Raw genomic sequence first — 19451 nt, forward strand, 5'->3', positions numbered from 1 at the left:
GATGAATTGGACTGACATATTCATCCGCAGACCAGTGCTCTCCATGGTGGTGAGCGCTCTTGTATTGATTTTTGGTTTGAAGGCAATTGGTTCTTTGCCTGTAAATCAATATCCGCAAACGCAAAATGCGATTGTGACCATCACTACAGCCTACTATGGTGCCGATCCTGAAACGATTGCTGGGTTTATTACTCAACCTCTTGAGGCATCTATAGCTCAGGCCCAAGGTATTGATTACTTATCTTCTAGCAGCGTGAGTGGAGTCTCCACCATTACTGCAACGCTTAAGCTGAACTATGACTCAAACGCGGCATTAACGCAGATACAGACTCAAATTAGTGCGGTAAAAAATCAGTTGCCACCGCAGGCACAACAACCTATTTTGACGGTGCAGGTAGGGCAGTCTACTGCTGCGATGTATATGGGTTTCTATAGCGATGACATCGCCAACAATGCTATTACCGACTATCTATTACGAGTTGTAAAGCCAAAGCTGGACTCTGTTGAAGGGGTTCAGAATGCAGAGATTACTGGTGGACGTAAATTTGCCTTGCGCGCCTGGTTGGATCGAGAGAAGATGGCCGGTCTTGGTGTGGGCGCCGATGATGTGTATAACGCCATGTCAGCAAACAATTACTTGTCTGCAGTTGGAAGCACCAAAGGCGAGATGGTCTCGGTTGACTTGGTTGCTGGCACCGACTTGCATACCCTGGATGAGTTTCGCAAGTTAGTCATTAAAAAAGATGGCGTGAATATTGTGTACCTAGACCAAGTGGCTAATGTCACTATGGGCTCTGAGGACTACAACACGAACGTTGCCTTTAGTGGCAAGAAGTCAGTGTTTATTGCCATTAAGGTTGCGCCGCAGGCCAACCTATTAGATGTAGCACAACGTGTTCGGGATGTGGCGCCAGATATTCAGAAGCAATTACCCATTGGCATGACGGGCAAGATTGTTTACGACTCTACTAAATTTATTACCAGTTCCATTGATGAAGTGGTGTCTACATTAATTGAGGCTTTGGTGATTGTGACAGTGGTGATCTACCTTTTCTTGGGTAGTGCTCGTGCGGTTGCTGTTCCAGTAATTGCAATGCCTTTATCGCTCATTGGTACTTTCTTCCTCATGCAAGTGCTGGGTTATTCGATTAACTTGCTTACCCTTCTAGCTCTGGTCTTGGCAATTGGATTGGTGGTGGACGACGCCATCATCGTCGTGGAAAACGTTGACCGTCACATGAAAGAAGGTAAGTCACCACTAGAGGCATCTTTAATTGCTGCCCGAGAATTAGGTGGCCCTATTTTAGCAATGACGGTAGTGCTGATTGCGGTGTATATACCGATTGGCTTTCAGGGTGGTTTGACGGGTGCGCTGTTTACTGAATTTGCCTTTACTTTAGCTAGTGCAGTAGCGGTTTCAGGCTTAATTGCCTTAACACTCTCGCCCATGATGTGCTCTCGCATCTTTACGGAAGAACAAGAGGCGTCACCTTTTGTGCAGAAGATTGATCGCATTTTTGAGAAGGTGCATCACAGCTATCAAACTACTTTGCGTGATTTGCTAAGTACTTGGCAGGTCATCATCGTGATGGGCGTCATCTTGCTGGGGGGCGTAGCTTATTTGTATTCAACGGCGCGTGCTGAATTAGCGCCAACCGAAGACCAGGGTATTGTTTTGATGCAAGCATCAGGGCCTCCCAATAGTACTGTGACGCAAATGCAGACTTATGCAGATCAAATCTACGCAATTGCAGCTGCAGAACCAGAATACGAACAGGCTTTCCAGATCACGAGCCCAACTTCGAGCTTTGGCGGTATCTTGCTGAAAGACTGGGGTGAGCGTAGTCGTAACGCAACCAAGTTCCAAGAAGATATGCAGCAAAAATGGAACTCCATTGCAGGTGCACGCGTTGCCGCCTTCCAGTTTCCAGCCCTACCTGGAGCACAAGGCTTGCCTGTGCAGGTTGTTATTAATACAACAGAATCTTATGCGGCGTTAAATGAAGTCTCACAAGCAGTCCTTGATAAAGTACGCCGCAGTGGCAATTTCTTCTTCGTGGATTCTGATCTCAAGATTGATAAGCCACAAGATGTTTTAGAGATTGATCGAGAAAAAGTTGCTGCCTTAGGCATGACTCAGCAACAGGTCGGTTCAGCCTTATCTGCTGCTTTAGGCGGTGGATATGTGAATTACTTCTCAGTGGCTGGACGCTCTTATCGTGTGATTCCACAAGTGAAGCAAGTAGATCGTCTCAATCCAGATCAAATATTGGATTACTACATCCGTACGCCAAGTGGCGCGATGGTTCAAGCGCGCACTATCGCAACAATTAAACAAAGAGTGGTGCCGCAGTCTATTAATCACTTCCAGCAATTGAATTCAGCAACGATCTCGGGTGTAAGCACACCATTTATTTCGCAAGCGGATTTATTGGAGTTTATGCGTCAGACTCTGAAAGAGGTTGCCCCTAATGGTTACACCATGGACTATGCAGGGCCATCACGCCAATTTATGGCTGAATCTGGCGGCTTCTTAGTCACCATGTTCTTTGCGATTCTGATTGTGTTCTTGGTTCTCGCAGCACAATTTGAAAGTTTCCGCGATCCGATTGTAATTTTGGTTTCTGTGCCGCTAGCCTTATTTGGCGCCTTGATATTTATTAATTTGGGATTCACGACCTTAAACGTCTACACCCAAGTTGGCCTAGTCACACTAATGGGCTTGATTAGTAAGCACGGTATTTTGATCGTGGAGTTTGCGAATGAACTTCAGGAAGCGGGGCGCAGTAAGCTCGATGCCATCGTGGAAGCAAGTAGCGTTCGTTTGCGCCCGATTTTGATGACAACTGCAGCAATGGTTTTAGGTGTATTACCTTTGGTGATTGCTTCTGGCGCGGGTGCCGCAGGACGCAAATCCATGGGCATTGTCATTTTCACTGGCCTGTCAATTGGTACGCTGTTCACACTCTTTGTAGTGCCAGCAATGTACTTATTTATTGGTGCCGATCACCACGCTAAGAAATTTAAGCAGCAGTAAAAATGAAAGACAGAAAAACTATTTAACGATATTGAGTTCTTTTTCAACAATATCGTTAAAGCAAGTTTCATTTTCTAGGCGTTGCATCCAGGCATCGATATTCTTAAGGGGTGCACGCTCGCCAGTGTGCTTTGGGAAGGTCTGATTTAGAAGAATCCAACGACTGACACACAGAGCTAGAACAATATCTCCAGTCTGAAATTGATTGCCCGCACAATAGCTTTGCTTGGACAATGTTTGATCTAGCAATCCAAGCAGCCGATTAGTTTCTTGGTATCCCTTGAGAATGGATTCGTATTTACGTTCTGCCTCTGGTGTTCTGGTGAGACCCAGAAATGCAATCCGTAGTGCTGGCCACATCGTGCCCAATTGCCAATCCATCCATTTCTCAGATTCGTACTGAGTCTTAATTTCTGCTGTAAAGCGCCCAGCCTGATCATGCAGACGGGCTAAATAGCGCATGATGGTATTGGATTCCCAAAGCACCACTTCACCATCTTCCAGTGTAGGTACCAAGCCATTTGGGTTGAGATTTAAAAACTCTGGAGTGTTATTGACTCCAAATTGCAGGCCAGCATCGATGCGCTCAAAGTCTTTGCCTTCTTTGAGTCCAAGCTCAGCAAGGCACCACAATACTTTTTGAACGTTAATCGAACTTTTTCGACCCCATAAACGCATCATGGTATTTCCTTACAAAGATGATTTGGTATTAGCTGGCTTTAGTTTCTGTGAAATCGAGACCAACAAATTGGCTGCGCGCAAAAATGAGGGGCTCTCGCTCGGGATGATTTTTTAAGTTAATCACTTTGGCAACAATGATGTTGTGATCACCACCTATGTGAACACAAACAGTTTCACATTCGTAATAAGCTACACAATGATCAATCTGCGTAAGTCCGCTAGCCGCAAGCTTGTGATCAATTCCCTTAAATTGATCGGTCTTCACATTAGCGAAATGCATTGCCAAATTCTCTTGAGAGCGCTCTAGCACATGAATCAGATGTTTCTTGCCAAGCTCAACCCAAGGCATGAGTCTTGAATGCTTCTTGAGACTCCAAAGAATGAGTGGTGGCTCAAGTGAGACAGTATTGAATGAGCTAATCGTAATGCCGTGAGAATTATTTTCCTCATCCAAGCAAGTGATAACAGTGACCCCAGTTGCAAATGATGCGAAACCTTTGCGCAGCTCTTGTGAGGTAAACGGGGTCATTAGTCTTTACTTATTTAGCTTCAGCTTTTACTGTAGCGGTCAGTGTTGTGCCGGGAATAGGAATCAAAATTTCATCCTCTTCGGCTTTTACGCATCTGAAGCGATATTCATTGCCTGCCTTGGATAGAAAGCTGGCGCCTTCATAGAAATCATCTTTACAGGTCTTGGTGGCGAAATCCATAACATCCTGCGGTGCTGCGCTAGAGGTGATCAGGCGCATATTGCCCATGGACATATTAATTTGGGTGGAATAGCAGCCAGACAGCGCCAAGCCAGAAATCGTAGTTAATAGTAGAATTTTTTTCATGGAAACCTCCATAATCAGCAATGCTCGTTAGGATAAACCTATTAAGCAATTGCTGCGGGGAAATACCTCGTTCTAAAAGGAAGAGACATGTTTAAAGCAATATTGGTAAATAAGGATGATCAAGGGTATCGCGCAGAATTAGCCCAGGTCGATGAGGCTAAGCTCCCAGAAGGTGATGTTCGCGTAAAGGTCCTATATTCCACTCTCAATTACAAGGATGGCCTGGCTATCACGGGTAAAGGCCCGGTAGTTCGCAGCTTCCCAATGGTGCCAGGAATCGATTTTGCTGGTGAAGTGATGGAAAGCACCAGTTCCGACTTCAAGACTGGCGACATGGTGCTTCTTAACGGCTGGGGAGTTGGGGAAGGGCATTGGGGCGGCTTAGGACAGCAGGCCCGTGTGAAGGCCGATTGGTTGATTCCGCTACCCAAGGGATTTACTGCTAAACAAGCATTAGCCATTGGCACCGCAGGTTATACCGCTATGCTCTGCGTCATGGCACTACAAAAGCATGGGCTTAAGCCAAGTGATGGTGAGGTTTTGGTCACCGGTGCTGCGGGCGGCGTTGGCAGCTTTGCCATCACACTTCTCAGCAAGCTAGGTTTTACTGTTGTCGCGAGTACTGGCCGTATGGCTGAAGCGGATTACCTGAAAAAATTGGGTGCAACTGAAGTAATTGATCGCGCCACCTTATCTGCTCCTGGCAAGCCATTAGCAAAAGAGCGTTGGGCTGCAGTGGTTGATAGTGTGGGTAGTCATACCCTGGCTAATGCGTGCGCACAGACCAAGAGCGATGGTGCTGTAGCTGCTTGTGGCTTGGCTCAGGGCATGGATTTTCCTTCAAGTGTTGCACCATTTATTTTGCGCGGCGTTACTTTGTACGGCATTAATAGTGTGACTGTGCCACGTGCAAAACGCATTGCTGCCTATGAGCAATTGAGCAAGTTAGTGGATCTGAATACCTTGGATGAAATCTCTCATGAGATCACGCTTGAGGAGTCGATTAAATATGCGCAAGAATTAATGGCGGGTAATGTACGTGGACGTTTGATTGTCGACGTCAATAAATAAAAAAGAAGTAAAGATTGGTATTACTGCGGTGCTTGGGGTTTGCGACTTGGAAGTTGTGTCCAAACCTCAAGCTTCTCAGGATTCGTGAGATCTGACCAATCAGCAATTTCAGTCAAGGTACGATAGCAGCCACGACAGTAACCATTTTCAGGATTAATGTCACACCAATTAATGCAGGGCGATGGAACTGTTGTCAAAGCAAACCTAGAAGTAAAAAATCAATCAATAACACTAAGCCATGAATACTCAAAACAAAGCCAGTACTGAAGCTGCAATTCATTATCCCTTAGGAGACGATCTTCCGGAAGTGGGTAGCAGCTTAGAGGTTGCGCCAGGTGTTCGCTGGATCAGAATGCGCCTGCCCTTTGCTTTAGATCACATCAATCTTTGGCTGCTGCGCGATGAAATTGATGGCGTTGCGGGTTGGACGATTGTGGACTGCGGTATTGCTAATGAAGAGACAAGAAACTCTTGGGAGCAAGTGTTTGCTACTCAGCTTGAAGGCTTACCAGTCTTGCGCGTGATAGTGACGCATATGCATCCTGACCATGTGGGTCTATCCCAATGGCTCTGTGAAAAATGGAAGGTCCCTATGTGGATTTCCATGACAGATTACTTAACTGCTCAATGGTTAAGTTGCAAAGAGGGTGGTGCTGCAGTTGGTTCACGCGCTGGCAGTGGCGGTTCTGCAGATCACTTTCAAAGACATGGTTTAACGGGCTCAGAAGATTTAGAAAAAATTCGCGGGCGCTCCAATTACTACAGCAATATGGTGCCTGGAGTGCCACGTCAATACCGCCGCATTATTGATGGCGAGTCTATTTTGATTGGTGGTCATGCGTGGCAAGTCATCATGGGCTATGGGCATGCGCCTGAGCATGCTTCGCTGTTTTGTAAAGAGCTTGGGGTATTAATCTCTGGAGACATGTTGTTGCCTCGCATCTCTACCAATGTAAGTGTCTATGATGCAGATCCAGATGCAGATCCGTTGGGCCTATATCTTGACTCTATTGAAAAATATTTAGTATTACCTGAGGATGCATTGGTACTTCCTTCACACGGCAAACCATTTACTGGAATTAGGCCGCGTGTTGCGCAACTCAAAGCGCATCATGATGATCGCTTGGCGGATACTTTGGCCGCATGTAAAAAACCGGCACATGCCAGAGAGATTGTGCCGGTCTTGTTTAAACGTGAATTAGATATTCATCAACTCACATTTGCAATGGGTGAGGCTATTGCTCATCTGAATTACCTACTTCGTCGAGGAAAGTTGCGTCGCCAGCTTTGCGAGGACGGCGTGTTGCGGTTTTCCGTGGCTTAGCGCTAGTCGTTTTAGTCTTGGATTCTTCCTTTGGGGCGCTTGTTGAGCTAGCTGCAGAGCTAGCTGCTGAGACAGCATCACCAAAGGATTTGAGCGCCATCATGGTGGCATGCTGAACTTCAAGGCCCTGAATAGTCGATTTGAGGATGTTGAGGTTCAAATTAAGCCAGTTTTCAACGCTTTTCAGGTCTTTAATACGCTTTTCAAGCTCATCTACATCCAAGCCAGGAAAAGCTGAAGCAAAGCCACCGGCAGCCTTGGAGGCATCTGCCGTGAAGGGGAGCTGCCCAGCCTGACCTGCGGCACCTTGTCCCCACATGGTTTTAAACATATCTAGGCTTTGATTGAATTCTGGAATGGTTCCAAACATAGGGGCTCCGGGGTAAATGAAAAGTGGCTTTTCCAATAGAATAAGGGATTCTAGAGATTAATCCCGGTTTAACAATGCAATCTAATGGTTTGTCCCAGCCCTATACCCGTGGTCAAAAGCTTCCCGAGCTTTTGAAGCAGCGCATTCTCATTTTGGATGGCGCCATGGGCACCATGATTCAGCAATACAAGTTAACTGAAGCCGACTATCGCGGTTTGCCGGGAAATACCCGATTTGCCGATCATCCTGGCGATATCAAAGGTAACAATGAGCTCTTAGTTTTGACTCAGCCGCAAATTATTAGCAAGATCCATGAGCAATATTTGGATGCTGGCGCAGACATTATTGAAACCAATACTTTTGGTGCAACCTCAGTGGCGCAAGAGGACTACAAAATGGCTGGCTTGGCTCGTGAGATGAATGAAGTCTCTGCCAAATTAGCGCGCGCAGCTTGTGAAAAATATAGCACCCCAGAAAGACCGCGTTTTGCTGCGGGCGCGATTGGTCCTACACCAAAGACGGCAAGTATTTCACCAGATGTTAATGATCCAGGTGCGCGCAATGTAAGCTTTGATGCATTGCGTGCTTCGTATCGTGAGCAGATTGAAGGATTGTTTGCGGGTGGCGTCGACTTATTTTTAGTTGAAACCATTTTTGATACGCTCAATGCCAAAGCGGCACTCTTTGCCCTCGATGAATTTTTTGAAGAGACCGGTGAGCGTTTGCCGGTAATGATTTCTGGAACAGTGACCGATGCATCTGGCCGTATTTTGTCTGGGCAAACTGTTGAGGCCTTCTGGAATAGTTTGCGTCACATCAAGCCACTCACCTTTGGCTTGAACTGTGCATTAGGTGCTGCTTTAATGCGCCCTTATATTGCAGAGCTAGCAAGAATTTGCGATGCCGCAGTGTCTTGTTACCCCAATGCGGGCTTGCCTAACCCGATGAGTGATACGGGCTTTGATGAGACCCCAGAAATCACTTCTAGCCTAGTAGATGGTTTCGCTAAAGATGGCTTGGTTAATTTAGTAGGTGGCTGCTGCGGCACAACACCTGATCACATTCGCGCAATTGCTAATGCGGTTGCCAAACGGAAGCCACGCGCTTTCTATCGCGAGAATGCGGAGGTACCAGCATGAGCAAGATAGAGAAAAAAGCGATGCCAGCAATGAAGCTTTCTGGCCTTGAGCCATTTAACGTTACAGCAGATGTTGGCTTCGTCAATATTGGTGAGCGTACCAATGTCACTGGCTCCAAAGCATTTTCTAGAATGATTTTGAATAATCAATTTGATGAGGCGCTTGTTGTGGCGCGTCAGCAGGTTGAGAATGGTGCACAAGTCATCGACATCAATATGGATGAAGCGATGTTGGATTCTGAGGCGGCGATGACACGCTTCCTCAACTTAATCGCTTCTGAGCCTGATATTGCTCGTGTTCCCATCATGATCGACTCCTCCAAGTGGAGCGTGATTGAAGCGGGTCTGAAGTGTATTCAAGGTAAGCCAATTGTGAACTCGATCTCCTTAAAAGAGGGTGAGGAGTCCTTCAGAAAGCAAGCGCGTTTAATCCGTCGTTATGGTGCTGCCTCAGTGGTGATGGCTTTTGACGAGGTAGGGCAAGCTGATACCTTTAAGCGTAAGACAGAAATCTGTCAGCGCTGCTATGAGATCTTGGTAAACGAGATTGGCTTCCCAGCAGAAGACATTATTTTTGATCCGAATATTTTTGCAATTGCTACCGGCATTGAAGAGCACGACAACTATGCGGTCGACTTTATTAATGCCACCCGCTGGATTAAAGAAAACCTACCGGGTGCTAAGGTTAGCGGCGGCGTTTCCAATGTGAGCTTCTCATTCCGCGGTAATGATCGTGTGCGCGAAGCGATTCATACGGTGTTCTTGTATCACGCCATTCAGGCTGGCATGGACATGGGTATTGTGAACGCTGGTCAGTTGGGTGTTTACGCTGATTTGGATCCTGAGTTGCGTGAGCGTGTTGAGGACGTTGTTCTCAATCGCTTTAAAGAAAAAGATGGCAAAACACCTACCGAGCGTTTGCTCGATATTGCTGATCAATTTAAGGGCGGTGGCGCTAAGCAAGTAGAAAATCTGGTATGGCGCGAAGCCCCAGTACGCGAGCGTCTAACGCATGCCCTAGTGCATGGCATCACCACCTTTATCGAAGAAGACACCGAAGAGTTGCGCGCAGAAATTATGGGCGCTGGCGGCAGACCTATTGAGGTCATTGAAGGCCCTCTGATGGATGGTATGAATGTCGTGGGCGACTTGTTTGGTGCGGGCAAGATGTTCTTACCTCAAGTGGTTAAGAGTGCGCGTGTGATGAAGCAAGCAGTTGCCATCTTGATTCCGTATATCGAAGAAGAAAAGCGCCAACATATTGCAGCAGGCGGTGAAGCCAAAGCTAAGGGCAAGATTGTCATGGCAACCGTGAAGGGCGACGTGCACGATATCGGTAAAAATATTGTGACTGTTGTTCTGCAATGTAACAACTTTGAAGTAGCCAATATGGGTGTGATGGTTCCTTGTGCAGAGATTCTCAAGCGTGCCAAAGAAGAGAATGCAGATATTGTTGGTTTATCTGGATTGATTACACCTTCGCTAGAAGAAATGACTTATGTTGCGCAAGAGATGCAACGCGATGATTGGTTCCGCGAACGTCAAATTCCGCTGATGATTGGTGGCGCAACAACTTCACGTGTTCACACAGCGGTGAAGATTGCCCCGCATTACGATGGCCCGGTGGTCTATGTACCTGACGCATCTCGTTCGGTTTCAGTGGCTTCTAGCTTGCTGTCGGATGAGAGTGCCAAGAAATTTATTCAAGATTTACGCGATGACTATGTACGCATTCGTGAACAGCATGCCAATAAGAAGGCAGCACCAACCATTTCTTTAGAGGCAGCGCGCAAGAACCGCGAGATGATCGACTGGTCTGCTTATGTTCCAGAGAAGCCGAAGTTCATTGGCCGTCGCGTATTTAAAAACTTTGCACTGAGCGATATTGCTAAATATATTGACTGGACACCATTCTTTCAGACTTGGGACTTAGCAGGCAAATTCCCCGCAATCCTGGATGATGAAATTGTTGGTGTAGAAGCTCGCAAAGTATTTGCTGACGCTCAAGCCTTACTTGATAAGCTGATTAAAGGGCAATGGCTACAAGCCGATGCAGTAGTGGCTTTCTATCCTGCTAATACCGTTGGCGATGATATCGTTTTGTATAGCGATGAAGCACGCGAGCATCCTTTATTCGTGTGGCACAACTTGCGTCAACAATCCGAGCGTCCAGTTGTAGAGGGTGTACGCAGACCTAATCGTTGTCTGGCTGATTACGTTGCGCCAAAAGATTCTGGCGTTGCTGATTACCTGGGTTGTTTTGCAGTGACCACCGGTCATGGTGTTGAAAAGAAAGTGGCTGAGTTTCAGGCAAAGCACGATGATTACAGCGCCATTATGTTGAAGGCCTTGGCTGACCGATTGGCAGAAGCATTTGCTGAGCTGATGCACCATCGGGTGCGTACAGACTTATGGGGCTATGCAACAGATGAGATTTTGACAAACGATCAAATGATCAATGAAGAGTACCGCGGTATTCGTCCGGCACCTGGTTACCCAGCCTGCCCTGCACATGAAGTTAAAGAGGATTTATTACGAGTCATTGGCTCTGAAGATATTGGCATGACTCTGACCGAGTCAATGGCCATGAATCCAGCTTCAAGCGTGAGCGGTTTCTATCTGGCTCATCCGGATGCGCGCTACTTCAATGTGGGCAAGCTATCGGATGACCAGGTTGAAGACTTGGCTAAGCGCCGTGGGCAAAGTATTGAGGACACCCGTCGTCAGCTAGCGAGCTTGCTAGATTAAACGCCCCACATGACGGGCTCGTCTTTGGCTTTGGACTGCTTCATGAGCTCCAGGAACGGGTAGGCTCGCTGTCCAAGGCGATCGGCCAGCTTAGGCTTCTCAGCGCCCTTCTCGGACTCGTCATTTGCTTTAGTCCGCTCCTCAAGATCTTTGAGGATGGCAGTTTCTAGGGCAGTGATGAGGTCAGGAAGTTGCTCAACGGTCAAAATTCCGCGAGGCTCCAGGGGGCGCCCCAAAATATCAAAAATTCGTTTAGTCAGATCCGCCAGCATGACGACATCTGGACCAGCCTTTGAGCGAAATTGATAGATCATTTCGATAGCTTACCACCTGATAAACTCACTTATCTATGTTGTTAACCAATAAAAATCGTTTAATTGAAATGCTGAGTGCTGCACTTGCAGGCTTGGCTCAGGAGCGCGACCTAGGGGAGGCTCCTACCCCCCGTTTGGAGCGTCCCAAGGCTGTTGACCATGGTGATGTCGCTTGTAATATCGCCCTTCAGCTAGCAAAGGCTTGGAAGCTGAACCCGCGTGAGCTGGCACAGGCTTTGGTAGAGCGCTTGCAGCAGCAAGTAGGCTTTAATGAGCTGATTGCATCCTGTGACATCGCTGGCCCTGGCTTCATTAATTTCCGCCTTAGCAATGCTGCTAAGACTGCTGTAGTTCAGGAGATCCTTTCTGCGGGAGCTCATTTTGGCGAGTCTGTGCAGGATGGTCGGTCTGCGCCAAGCGCCATGATTGAGTTTGTCTCCGCCAATCCAACCGGCCCATTACATGTAGGTCACGGTAGACAAGCAGCGCTGGGCGATGCCTTAGCTAATCTATTGGCTACCCAGGGAATCAAAGTTCATCGTGAGTTTTATTACAACGATGCCGGTGTGCAGATCGCGAATTTAGCCTTGTCTGTTCAAGCACGCTTACAGGGTTTGAAGCCTGGTGATGCCAACTGGCCTGAGCAGGCATATAACGGCGAATATATTGCGGAGATTGCGGGCGCATTTAAAGCCTCTCCAGAATTTAAAGATGATCTTGAAGCCATTCGTCAATTTGCGGTTGCTTATTTGCGTAATGAACAAGACATTGATTTAAAAACCTTTGGTGTGAAATTTGATTGCTATTACTTAGAGTCCTCTTTATATACCGATGGTAGCGTTGCTCAAATCGTTGGCGATTTACAGAGCATTGGTAAGACCTATGAATCCGAAGGTGCGCTCTGGTTGAAGAGTACGGATGATGGTGACGATAAAGATCGCGTAATGCGTAAGTCTGATGGTAGCTTTACCTACTTTGTGCCTGATGTGGCGTATCACACCAGCAAGTGGAATCGTGGCTTTCAGAAAGTGATTAATGTGCAGGGTAGTGATCACCATGGCACGATTGCCCGCGTGCGTTCAGGCTTGCAGGGCGTGGCACAAAAGCGCGGCTGGGATATTCCTAAAACGTATCCAGAGTATGTGCTGCATAAGATGGTTACGGTTATGCGCCATGGTGAAGAGGTCAAAATTTCTAAGCGTGCGGGCTCATATGTCACTGTGCGTGATTTGGTTGAATGGTCTGGTGGCGTTACTCCAGAGATGACGCCTGAAGAGCGGGAGTTAGCTTTGCAACGTGGTCGCGATGCTGTGCGCTTTTTCTTGATCTCACGTAAAGCAGATACCGAGTTCGTTTTTGATATTGATTTAGCCTTGCAGCAAAACGATGAGAACCCAGTGTTCTATGTTCAATATGCGCATGCAAGAATTAATTCAATCTTGCAGCAGTGGGGTGGTCAAATATCGGATTTGGCTGCGGCCGATTTATCGCTCTTACAAAGTAAAGCATCGGATCATTTACTGCGTCGTTTGGCAGAATACCCAGAAGTTCTGACCGCTGCTGCCGAAGAATTAGCGCCACATGCCTTGGCTTTTTACCTGCGTGACTTAGCGGGCGATTTCCATGCCTTCTATAACGCGGATCGCGTCTTGGTTGACGATCAAAACTTAAAGCAAGCGCGTCTTGCATTGCTACTAGCAACCCGCCAAGTTCTGCAAAATGGCTTAAAAGTACTCGGGGTATCGGCGCCAATAAAGATGTAATGGCGAGGTATGAAGTGAAGATGTAAGATGAGGAAATGATGAAAACACCGAATCAACAAAACTCCCAATACGGCGGCACTATTCTCGGCTTTATTTTGGGTTTAGGCGTCGGTCTTGGAATCGCCTTTGTCATTGCCTTTTATCTTTCTAAAAATACCCCTCAAGAAAGACCGGGGATGCGTGCCCCTAGTCTGCCTTTGACTATTAAACCTTCTGCGGCACCTGCTGAAGGTGAAGCGGTCTCTCCTGCTGAGCCGGTTGATTTAAATAAGCCGCTCCAGGGTAAATCACCCGCCCCTGCATCACCCGATCCGATTGGAGATTTGGTAAATGGCAAGAAAACTGCTGATAAGCCAGCGGACGCATCCCCTGCAAGCAAATCAGACTCCATTTATTTCTTGCAAGTGGGCGCGTTTACAAAGCGTGCTGATGCAGATGCGCAAAAAGCGAATTTAGCAATCCAGGGAATTCAGGCTCAGCTTAGCGAAGTTACGAGTGATGGCAATACCCTCTGGCGCGTGCGGGTAGGTCCATATAACAGCGTTGAAGAGAGCAACTCAGTGCGAGACAAATTGAGTAGCATTGGCATTAAACCAACTTTAATCAAATCCAGTAAATCATGATTTCATTCAGCAAAAGATTCATTACTTTATTAGCGCTGCTTTCTTTAAGTGGCTTTGTTAGTGCACAAACTCAAAAAATCGAAGAAGGCTTTGATTACCGCATATTGCCTGTTGCACAGCCGGTCGAAACCAAGGGAAAAGTAGAGGTTATTGAATTCTTTTGGTACGGCTGCCCGCATTGCTACGACTTTGAGCCAGAGCTCAGTAGCTGGGTAAAGCGCCAGCCTAAGGATGTTGTCTTCAAAAGAGTCCCCGTAGCTTTCCGTGATGACTTCTTGCCCCATAGCCAAATGTATTACGCGCTCGAATCGATGGGCAAAGCTGATGCTCTAAACGAAAAAGTCATGTACGCAATACATAAAGAAAATAAGCACCTCTTGACGGAGGCGGAGATCGCGGATTGGGTCGCATCTCAAGGGGTTGATCGTAATACTTTCTTAGCAACTTATCGTTCTTTTGCAGTAGTTTCTAAAGCGCGTGCCGCTAAGCAATTAACCGAAGCCTATCGTATTGATGGAGTGCCGACGATTGTGATGCAGGGTAAGTATGTGACATCACCATCCATTGCTGGATCTAAAGCTAAAGCAATTGCAGTAATGGATTATCTAGAAGAGAAAATTCGTAAAGACAAGTACAAGCAGTAACTTAAAAATAGGTTGCTGCGTAATGCTTTAGCGCCGCTTAAATTTTGACGAAGCGGCGCACAATCCAAAAGTAGATTGGGTAAGGCAAGATTCTCAGAAACTTTAAGAATCTTGTGAATCGCTTGGGGAAGTGAATATCGAATTCCCCCCTCTGAATACCGGTCAATATCTCGCTGGCTGCTTCCTCGGCACTAATTAAAGCTGGCATTTCAAAGTCATTTTTTGCAGTAGCCTCAGTAGCTACAAATCCTGGCGAGATCATGTGCACACTGACTCCTGTCGGCAACAAGTCGTAATATAAATTCTCGCAAAAATTAATGATGGCGGCTTTACTTGGGCCATATGCCAAGGCTTTTGGCAGGCCGCTATACCCTGCAACGCTACCCACGATGGCAATATGTCCCGAGCGAGCCTTTAGCATCTCTGGCATTACTAATGCAACTGCTCTCATAGGCCCCAGAAGATTTGCATCGATTGTTTTTTCAGCAATCTTGAAATCAAAATAAGCTGCTCGCAATGGGGTGTATACGCCCGATACAAAGAGCAGGAGATCAATTCCGCCCCAGGCGTTCAAAATCGTTTTATAGCCATCCTGGAGTTGCGCATCATCAGTAACGTCGATAGGAATGACTAGGCTTTGATCAATCGTTCCAGTGAGGGCAATTTCATTTAATCGTTCAGCTCTTCGGCTGGAAAGCGCTACTTTAGCGCCCTTGAGAAGAAGGGTTTTCGCACAAGCTTCGCCAATGCCGCTGGATGCGCCTATGACCCAGACTCTTTTGCCTGAAAAGTGGTCTATTCCGCTTTGTTTCATGTGCCTAGTGCATCAGAAGATGCTGGTGATGGTTGATGACTCAGAGTGAATTGCACTACGTCGATATTATGCTCAGTAAAGCCGGCGGCGCAATACATGAGGTAGAAGTTCCAAAGGCGTATGAATGCTTCATCAAAGCCAAGTTGACGTACTTCTTGCAGTTTTTGATTAAAGCTATCGCGCCACAAGCAAAGAGTTCTTGCGTAATCTCCGCCAAAGGCGAACTCGTCATCAATTCGCAATCCAGCTTTAGCAGCGCTTGCTTTAAAGCTTGCTCTAGAGGGCAGCATACCTCCAGGAAATACATACTGTTGAATAAAGTCAGTGTTGCGTCTGTAGCGATCAAAGAGATCTTCAGCAATTACAATCGTCTGAATGCAAGCTTTGCCGCCCGATTTTAGACAGTGGGCAATCGTTTCAAAATACTCTGGCCAATGTTTCTCACCAACTGCTTCAAACATTTCGACGGAAGCAATGCCATCAAATTTTTCTTGGCAATCGCGATAGTCTTCAAGGCGCACTTCAAATCCAGGAGGGTTAGCAATTTGACCTTGCACTGCTAGTAAACGTTTCTCTGCAAATGCTTTTTGCTCTGTAGATAGAGTTAGGCCAGTAATGGCTCTCTTATTACGAAGAGATTCCTCCATAACGCCACCCCAGCCACAACCAATTTCAAGTATGTGCTCCCCTGGCGCCGTCTTTAAGGAATCTAGAATGCGTCCAATCTTTGCACGCTGAGCATCAGTTAAGACTTGCTGATTACCTTCAGAAAACCAGGCGCTCGAGTAGCTCATCGTGGGATCAAGCCATAGCGTATAAAAAGCATTGCCTAGGTCATAATGCGCATGAATATTCTTGCGGCTTCCCGCTTTGCTGTTATCTCGCAACCAGTGTTTTAGACGGTAAAAAATTGATCCGTACCAATTGCCGTAAATGGCTTTTTCTAAAATAGTTCGGTTGCGTATGGCTAACTCAAGCAGTGCTTTGAGGTCTGGAGTATTCCATTTGCCTTGAATATAGCTCTCGGCAAAACCAATATCTCCATGGGACATGATCTCTTTAAATACAGACCACTCTAAGATATGAATTTCAGCATGCAATTGATCACTTTGAATGCCAAACTCCCGCTTCTCGCCATTGGGAAGGGTGAGTTTTAAATGACCACTGCTTAGCTTTGTCAGGAGGGTTAGGAGTGCCTTAGCCTTAATTTGGTGTTGCGGCGAAGCGCTATCTCGTCCTTGTGGACGAGAAAAATTGAGTCTGGAGAGAAGGGATTGTCCTGGGCGATTCATCTGCTAACTTCAAGTTCTGGTGGTTTAGGCTTTGAGTGAAAGGGTACACCTTTTACCCACAATTTCAATGCTTGCCAATGTATTCGGAAAATGACACCCAAGCTCATTAATGGGTAGCGTAGTAGCGCCAGCATGATATTGGTGCGACTGAGTGGGCGGCTGGTGCCGCTAATGCTGGTGTTAATGAGGGGTTGGCCGTCCTCATGAAGCTCAATGCGACAGACATTATTCTTGCCGCTACTACTATCTTGCGGAAATAAAAAGCGGAAATGGTAATCACCACGTACTGCACAAAATGGTGAAACGTGAAATACCTTTTTACTACTAAGTGTTTCGCCCGAGTGCAATGCTTCACCCGAATCTTTGTGAAGTAAATAGCAATGACGCTCACCAAAGGTATTGTTAACTTCAGCCAGTACCGCCTGTACTTTGCCATCGGCGCGCGTGCAGATCCAAAAGCTCACTGGATTAAAGACGTAACCCAATACCCTAGGAAAGGTCTGTAGCCAAATTTCTCCATCGACATGTTGCACATGATTGTCTGCAAGAATCTTTTCGATCCAAGCAAGGCTATTGGATTCTCCTAAGCCATGGTCCTTATCAAAAAATGCACAGAGGCCCCAACGGTTATCGCTTAAGCCGTTTTGATTCAGTAAATTCGGGTTGGCATTGCGAGTACGCATAGGGATGGAGATGGTGAAAACCCCATAACCAAAGGCATTCTTAGCTGGCCTCAAGCGCTGGTGTTTTACTACTCCAAAGTTAATCTTGGCATCTGACATCAATTACACATCTTGTTTGGTTTTGATCGGTTGACGAATGCTTTCAATTAAAGCTTCTGCCACTAATTCTCCGGAGCGTAAACCATCTTCATGAAACCCAAATCCCGTCCAGGCGCCGCAATACCAAATAGAGGATGTGCCCTGAATTAGGGGTAGCTCCTTCTGGGCTTGAATCGCACTCATATCAAAGACAGGGTGTGAATAGTGAATCTCTTGATGTACGAGTTTTGGATCTGGCTCTTCCGAGGGATTTAAGCTCACAATAATTTGGGTATCTTGAAGTTGAGCTGGTAGAGGTTGTAGGCGATTAATTAAGTAGTTAACGCTGACATGTTGCTTTGTGTTTGTTTTGGCACCGGATTTAGCGGTGTAATTCCAGGCAGCCCAGCAACGTTTTGCATCTGGCAAGAAACGAATATCGGTATGTAATATTGCTCGATTCTTTTGGTATGGAACTGATGCCAGGATATTTCTTGATTGTTGGTCAATGCCATGAACTAAATCTAATGTTTGGTCGCTGTGACAAGCCATGATGACTTCATCGAAATGGGCCGAGCCAGCCTGACTGATAACCTCAACTGGCCCGACATCATGACCTGTATTCACCCTCAGGACACAGTCCCTTTTAATGGCCACCCCATGTGTTTCTAGTGCTGTCACAAGGCGCTTTACATATTCTCGTGAGCCACCCTTGATAGTCAACCATTGCGGGCGATTTTGGATTTGCAAAAGGCCGTGGTTATGGCAAAAGCGCACCATGGTTTGAATAGGGAACTCGAGCATCTGTTCGACTGAACAAGACCAGATGGCGCCGATCATGGGTAGAAAGTAATTCTCTTTAAAGCTTTGGCTAAAGCGATGACGTTTTAAAAAATCGGCAATTTTTTCATCAGGCTCTTTGTATTGATGACCAGCTTCAATTTGGTCATGTGCTAACTGAGTGGCCAAACGATTAAAACGCATGATGTCATAAGCCATTCTCCAAAATGATGGAGATAGGAGATTGGATCTTTGTCCAAAAAAAGAATTGATGTCGTTACCAGCCCATTCAATCTTTTTCCCCGCCCCAGATTTACTGGCGGTATCAATCGATACAGAAAAAGACATTTCTGAGGGGGCTACTGGCGCTTGAATTTCTTCGAATAAACGAACGAGCCGTGGATAAGTCTTACGGTTAAATACCAGGAAACCAGTATCTACACCGTGTGTGATTTCATTTCCACCGATATTGCAAGTGATATCAACAGTATTGCTGTGGCCACCAATGTGATCGCCAGCTTCATACAAGGTGATTTCAAATTCAGGATGTTGTCTTAAGGCGTAGGCACAGCCTAACCCAGAGATGCCTGCGCCAATAATGGCAATTCTTTTTTTACTCACTGAGCTTTTTCTCCTAAAAGCTTTTCAATTTCATTTGTAATGCTGCTACTGGTGGGTTTGGTAACGCTTCCAAACGAATCAACCACATTACCATTTCGATCGATTAAATACTTATAAAAATTCCACTTTGGAGTTGTGCCAGTTTTGGCAATCAACATCTTAAATAGGGGGTTTGGGTTAACGCCAGAAACCGTGCTCTTAGCAAACATTGGAAATTTCACGTCATAGGTGTTCTTGCAGAAATCGGCAATCTCTTTATTGCTACCAGGTTCCTGTTGTCCAAAGTCATTCGAGGGAAAGCCCAGAATGACAAAGTCTTGATCTTTGTATTTAGCGTAAATCTTCTCAAGACCTTCATATTGGCTTGTAAAGCCGCAAAAGCTGGCTGTATTGACTACCAATATGACTTTCCCTTGATATTGGCAAAGGTTTTGCGGCACTTCATCCTGTAAGCGAGGAAAAGTATGGGAGAGCAGGGGGCTGCAAGTGGGGGCAGCATTGGCAAGCTGAAATCCAGACAAGAATGCAAATAGCCCAAATAGGCAGTTCATTACAAAACGGGGCATATTGCACCTTTTTTATTCACGAGTGAGAAGCCAAGTCTAAGACATTCTGGGTAATATCGCTGGCCTCG

General features: G+C 46.4%; 19 protein-coding genes. 8 read left to right on the forward strand and 11 right to left on the reverse strand.

The features are described from left to right. Position 1: 1 nt before the first annotated feature. On the forward strand, positions 2-3037 hold the full coding sequence (locus ICN40_RS07355) for an efflux RND transporter permease subunit (RefSeq protein WP_216243164.1): 3036 nt from the start codon (positions 2-4) through the stop codon (positions 3035-3037). An 18-nt stretch (positions 3038-3055) separates the two neighbouring features. On the opposite strand, the gene ICN40_RS07360 is transcribed toward ICN40_RS07355, so the two are convergent. From ICN40_RS07360 to ICN40_RS07370, 3 genes are read right to left on the reverse strand one after another with little or no spacing between them, the layout of a single operon-like run. Beyond that, the gene (locus ICN40_RS07360) at positions 3056-3718 is read right to left on the reverse strand and encodes a glutathione S-transferase family protein (RefSeq protein ID WP_255561284.1); all 663 of its coding nucleotides are present in this window, start codon (positions 3716-3718) and stop codon (positions 3056-3058) included. A gap of 28 nt (positions 3719-3746) precedes the next feature. Continuing rightward, on the reverse strand, positions 3747-4247 hold the full coding sequence (locus tag ICN40_RS07365; RefSeq protein WP_072582631.1) for a flavin reductase family protein: 501 nt from the start codon (positions 4245-4247) through the stop codon (positions 3747-3749). Between the two features lie 10 nt (positions 4248-4257). Then, the gene (locus ICN40_RS07370; RefSeq protein WP_216243165.1) at positions 4258-4554 is read right to left on the reverse strand and encodes a hypothetical protein; all 297 of its coding nucleotides are present in this window, start codon (positions 4552-4554) and stop codon (positions 4258-4260) included. A gap of 87 nt (positions 4555-4641) precedes the next feature. Between ICN40_RS07370 and ICN40_RS07375 the strand changes: the two genes are divergently transcribed. Continuing rightward, positions 4642-5625 carry an MDR family oxidoreductase gene (locus ICN40_RS07375; protein ID WP_216243166.1) on the forward strand — a complete coding sequence of 328 codons (984 nt, stop codon included), beginning with the start codon at positions 4642-4644 and terminating at the stop codon, positions 5623-5625. Between the two features lie 20 nt (positions 5626-5645). On the opposite strand, the gene ICN40_RS07380 is transcribed toward ICN40_RS07375, so the two are convergent. Continuing rightward, a complete protein-coding gene (locus ICN40_RS07380) occupies positions 5646-5822 on the reverse strand; it encodes a DUF1289 domain-containing protein (RefSeq protein WP_072582634.1) in 177 nt (58 codons plus the stop codon). 41 nt (positions 5823-5863) lie between these two features. Between ICN40_RS07380 and ICN40_RS07385 the strand changes: the two genes are divergently transcribed. Then, the gene (locus tag ICN40_RS07385) at positions 5864-6949 is read left to right on the forward strand and encodes an MBL fold metallo-hydrolase (protein WP_216243167.1); all 1086 of its coding nucleotides are present in this window, start codon (positions 5864-5866) and stop codon (positions 6947-6949) included. Here the strand turns inward: ICN40_RS07385 and ICN40_RS07390 are convergent. Beyond that, positions 6861-7319, reverse strand: coding sequence for a PhaM family polyhydroxyalkanoate granule multifunctional regulatory protein (locus ICN40_RS07390; RefSeq protein ID WP_216243168.1), 459 nt, complete (start codon positions 7317-7319; stop codon positions 6861-6863). The two genes, ICN40_RS07385 and ICN40_RS07390, sit on opposite strands and share 89 nt — an antisense overlap. 74 nt (positions 7320-7393) lie before the next feature. Here ICN40_RS07390 and ICN40_RS07395 point away from each other — a divergent pair, with 74 nt between their 5' ends. Next, entirely contained in the window at positions 7394-8458 is a 1065-nt protein-coding gene (locus tag ICN40_RS07395) for a homocysteine S-methyltransferase family protein (protein ID WP_216243170.1), read from the forward strand. After that, positions 8455-11205 carry a methionine synthase gene (gene metH, locus ICN40_RS07400; RefSeq protein ID WP_216243171.1) on the forward strand — a complete coding sequence of 917 codons (2751 nt, stop codon included), beginning with the start codon at positions 8455-8457 and terminating at the stop codon, positions 11203-11205. Before ICN40_RS07395 ends, metH begins: the two co-directional genes overlap by 4 nt. Here metH and ICN40_RS07405 read toward each other — a convergent pair. Continuing rightward, positions 11202-11519 carry a DUF1840 domain-containing protein gene (locus ICN40_RS07405; protein ID WP_216243172.1) on the reverse strand — a complete coding sequence of 106 codons (318 nt, stop codon included), beginning with the start codon at positions 11517-11519 and terminating at the stop codon, positions 11202-11204. The two genes, metH and ICN40_RS07405, sit on opposite strands and share 4 nt — an antisense overlap. A 35-nt stretch (positions 11520-11554) precedes the next feature. Between ICN40_RS07405 and argS the strand changes: the two genes are divergently transcribed. Genes argS through ICN40_RS07420 form a run of 3 tightly spaced genes read left to right on the forward strand, consistent with a single transcriptional unit; the run spans position 11555 to position 14549 of the window. Then, on the forward strand, positions 11555-13282 hold the full coding sequence (gene argS / locus ICN40_RS07410) for an arginine--tRNA ligase (protein WP_216243173.1): 1728 nt from the start codon (positions 11555-11557) through the stop codon (positions 13280-13282). A 35-nt stretch (positions 13283-13317) separates the two neighbouring features. Continuing rightward, positions 13318-13905, forward strand: coding sequence for an SPOR domain-containing protein (locus ICN40_RS07415; protein WP_216243174.1), 588 nt, complete (start codon positions 13318-13320; stop codon positions 13903-13905). Next, entirely contained in the window at positions 13902-14549 is a 648-nt protein-coding gene (locus tag ICN40_RS07420; protein WP_216243175.1) for a thiol:disulfide interchange protein DsbA/DsbL, read from the forward strand. The genes ICN40_RS07415 and ICN40_RS07420 overlap by 4 nt, the downstream gene beginning before the upstream one ends. A 37-nt stretch (positions 14550-14586) precedes the next feature. Here ICN40_RS07420 and ICN40_RS07425 read toward each other — a convergent pair whose 3' ends face one another. Genes ICN40_RS07425 through ICN40_RS07445 form a run of 5 tightly spaced genes read right to left on the reverse strand, consistent with a single transcriptional unit; the run spans position 14587 to position 19368 of the window. Further along, the gene (locus ICN40_RS07425; RefSeq protein ID WP_216243177.1) at positions 14587-15363 is read right to left on the reverse strand and encodes an SDR family oxidoreductase; all 777 of its coding nucleotides are present in this window, start codon (positions 15361-15363) and stop codon (positions 14587-14589) included. Beyond that, positions 15360-16655: a cyclopropane-fatty-acyl-phospholipid synthase family protein gene (locus ICN40_RS07430; RefSeq protein ID WP_216243179.1), complete on the reverse strand. Its 1296-nt coding sequence runs from the start codon at positions 16653-16655 to the stop codon at positions 15360-15362. The genes ICN40_RS07425 and ICN40_RS07430 overlap by 4 nt, the downstream gene beginning before the upstream one ends. Further along, positions 16652-17437, reverse strand: coding sequence for a DUF1365 domain-containing protein (locus ICN40_RS07435; protein WP_216243181.1), 786 nt, complete (start codon positions 17435-17437; stop codon positions 16652-16654). Before ICN40_RS07435 ends, ICN40_RS07430 begins: the two co-directional genes overlap by 4 nt. A gap of 3 nt (positions 17438-17440) precedes the next feature. Then, on the reverse strand, positions 17441-18817 hold the full coding sequence (locus ICN40_RS07440; protein WP_216243183.1) for an FAD-dependent oxidoreductase: 1377 nt from the start codon (positions 18815-18817) through the stop codon (positions 17441-17443). Then, complete coding sequence (locus tag ICN40_RS07445) at positions 18814-19368, reverse strand: glutathione peroxidase (RefSeq protein ID WP_374222785.1); 555 nt, start codon at positions 19366-19368, stop codon at positions 18814-18816. Before ICN40_RS07445 ends, ICN40_RS07440 begins: the two co-directional genes overlap by 4 nt. Positions 19369-19451 lie beyond the last annotated feature (83 nt).

This window comes from Polynucleobacter sp. Fuers-14 (assembly GCF_018882045.1).
In the GTDB taxonomy this organism is placed as follows: domain Bacteria; phylum Pseudomonadota; class Gammaproteobacteria; order Burkholderiales; family Burkholderiaceae; genus Polynucleobacter.

Coding starts and splice junctions, on each gene's coding strand:
- ICN40_RS07360 (WP_255561284.1), bottom strand. CDS start 3,718: ATGATGCGTTTATGGGGTCGAAAAAGTTCGATTAACGTTCAAAAAGTA.
- ICN40_RS07375 (WP_216243166.1), top strand. CDS start 4,642: ATGTTTAAAGCAATATTGGTAAATAAGGATGATCAAGGGTATCGCGCA.
- argS (WP_216243173.1), top strand. CDS start 11,555: ATGTTGTTAACCAATAAAAATCGTTTAATTGAAATGCTGAGTGCTGCA.
- ICN40_RS07385 (WP_216243167.1), top strand. CDS start 5,864: ATGAATACTCAAAACAAAGCCAGTACTGAAGCTGCAATTCATTATCCC.
- ICN40_RS07355 (WP_216243164.1), top strand. CDS start 2: ATGAATTGGACTGACATATTCATCCGCAGACCAGTGCTCTCCATGGTG.
- metH (WP_216243171.1), top strand. CDS start 8,455: ATGAGCAAGATAGAGAAAAAAGCGATGCCAGCAATGAAGCTTTCTGGC.
- ICN40_RS07435 (WP_216243181.1), bottom strand. CDS start 17,437: ATGTCAGATGCCAAGATTAACTTTGGAGTAGTAAAACACCAGCGCTTG.
- ICN40_RS07395 (WP_216243170.1), top strand. CDS start 7,394: ATGCAATCTAATGGTTTGTCCCAGCCCTATACCCGTGGTCAAAAGCTT.
- ICN40_RS07370 (WP_216243165.1), bottom strand. CDS start 4,554: ATGAAAAAAATTCTACTATTAACTACGATTTCTGGCTTGGCGCTGTCT.
- ICN40_RS07445 (WP_374222785.1), bottom strand. CDS start 19,368: ATGAACTGCCTATTTGGGCTATTTGCATTCTTGTCTGGATTTCAGCTT.
- ICN40_RS07390 (WP_216243168.1), bottom strand. CDS start 7,319: ATGTTTGGAACCATTCCAGAATTCAATCAAAGCCTAGATATGTTTAAA.
- ICN40_RS07425 (WP_216243177.1), bottom strand. CDS start 15,363: ATGAAACAAAGCGGAATAGACCACTTTTCAGGCAAAAGAGTCTGGGTC.
- ICN40_RS07405 (WP_216243172.1), bottom strand. CDS start 11,519: ATGATCTATCAATTTCGCTCAAAGGCTGGTCCAGATGTCGTCATGCTG.
- ICN40_RS07420 (WP_216243175.1), top strand. CDS start 13,902: ATGATTTCATTCAGCAAAAGATTCATTACTTTATTAGCGCTGCTTTCT.
- ICN40_RS07415 (WP_216243174.1), top strand. CDS start 13,318: ATGATGAAAACACCGAATCAACAAAACTCCCAATACGGCGGCACTATT.
- ICN40_RS07430 (WP_216243179.1), bottom strand. CDS start 16,655: ATGAATCGCCCAGGACAATCCCTTCTCTCCAGACTCAATTTTTCTCGT.
- ICN40_RS07365 (WP_072582631.1), bottom strand. CDS start 4,247: ATGACCCCGTTTACCTCACAAGAGCTGCGCAAAGGTTTCGCATCATTT.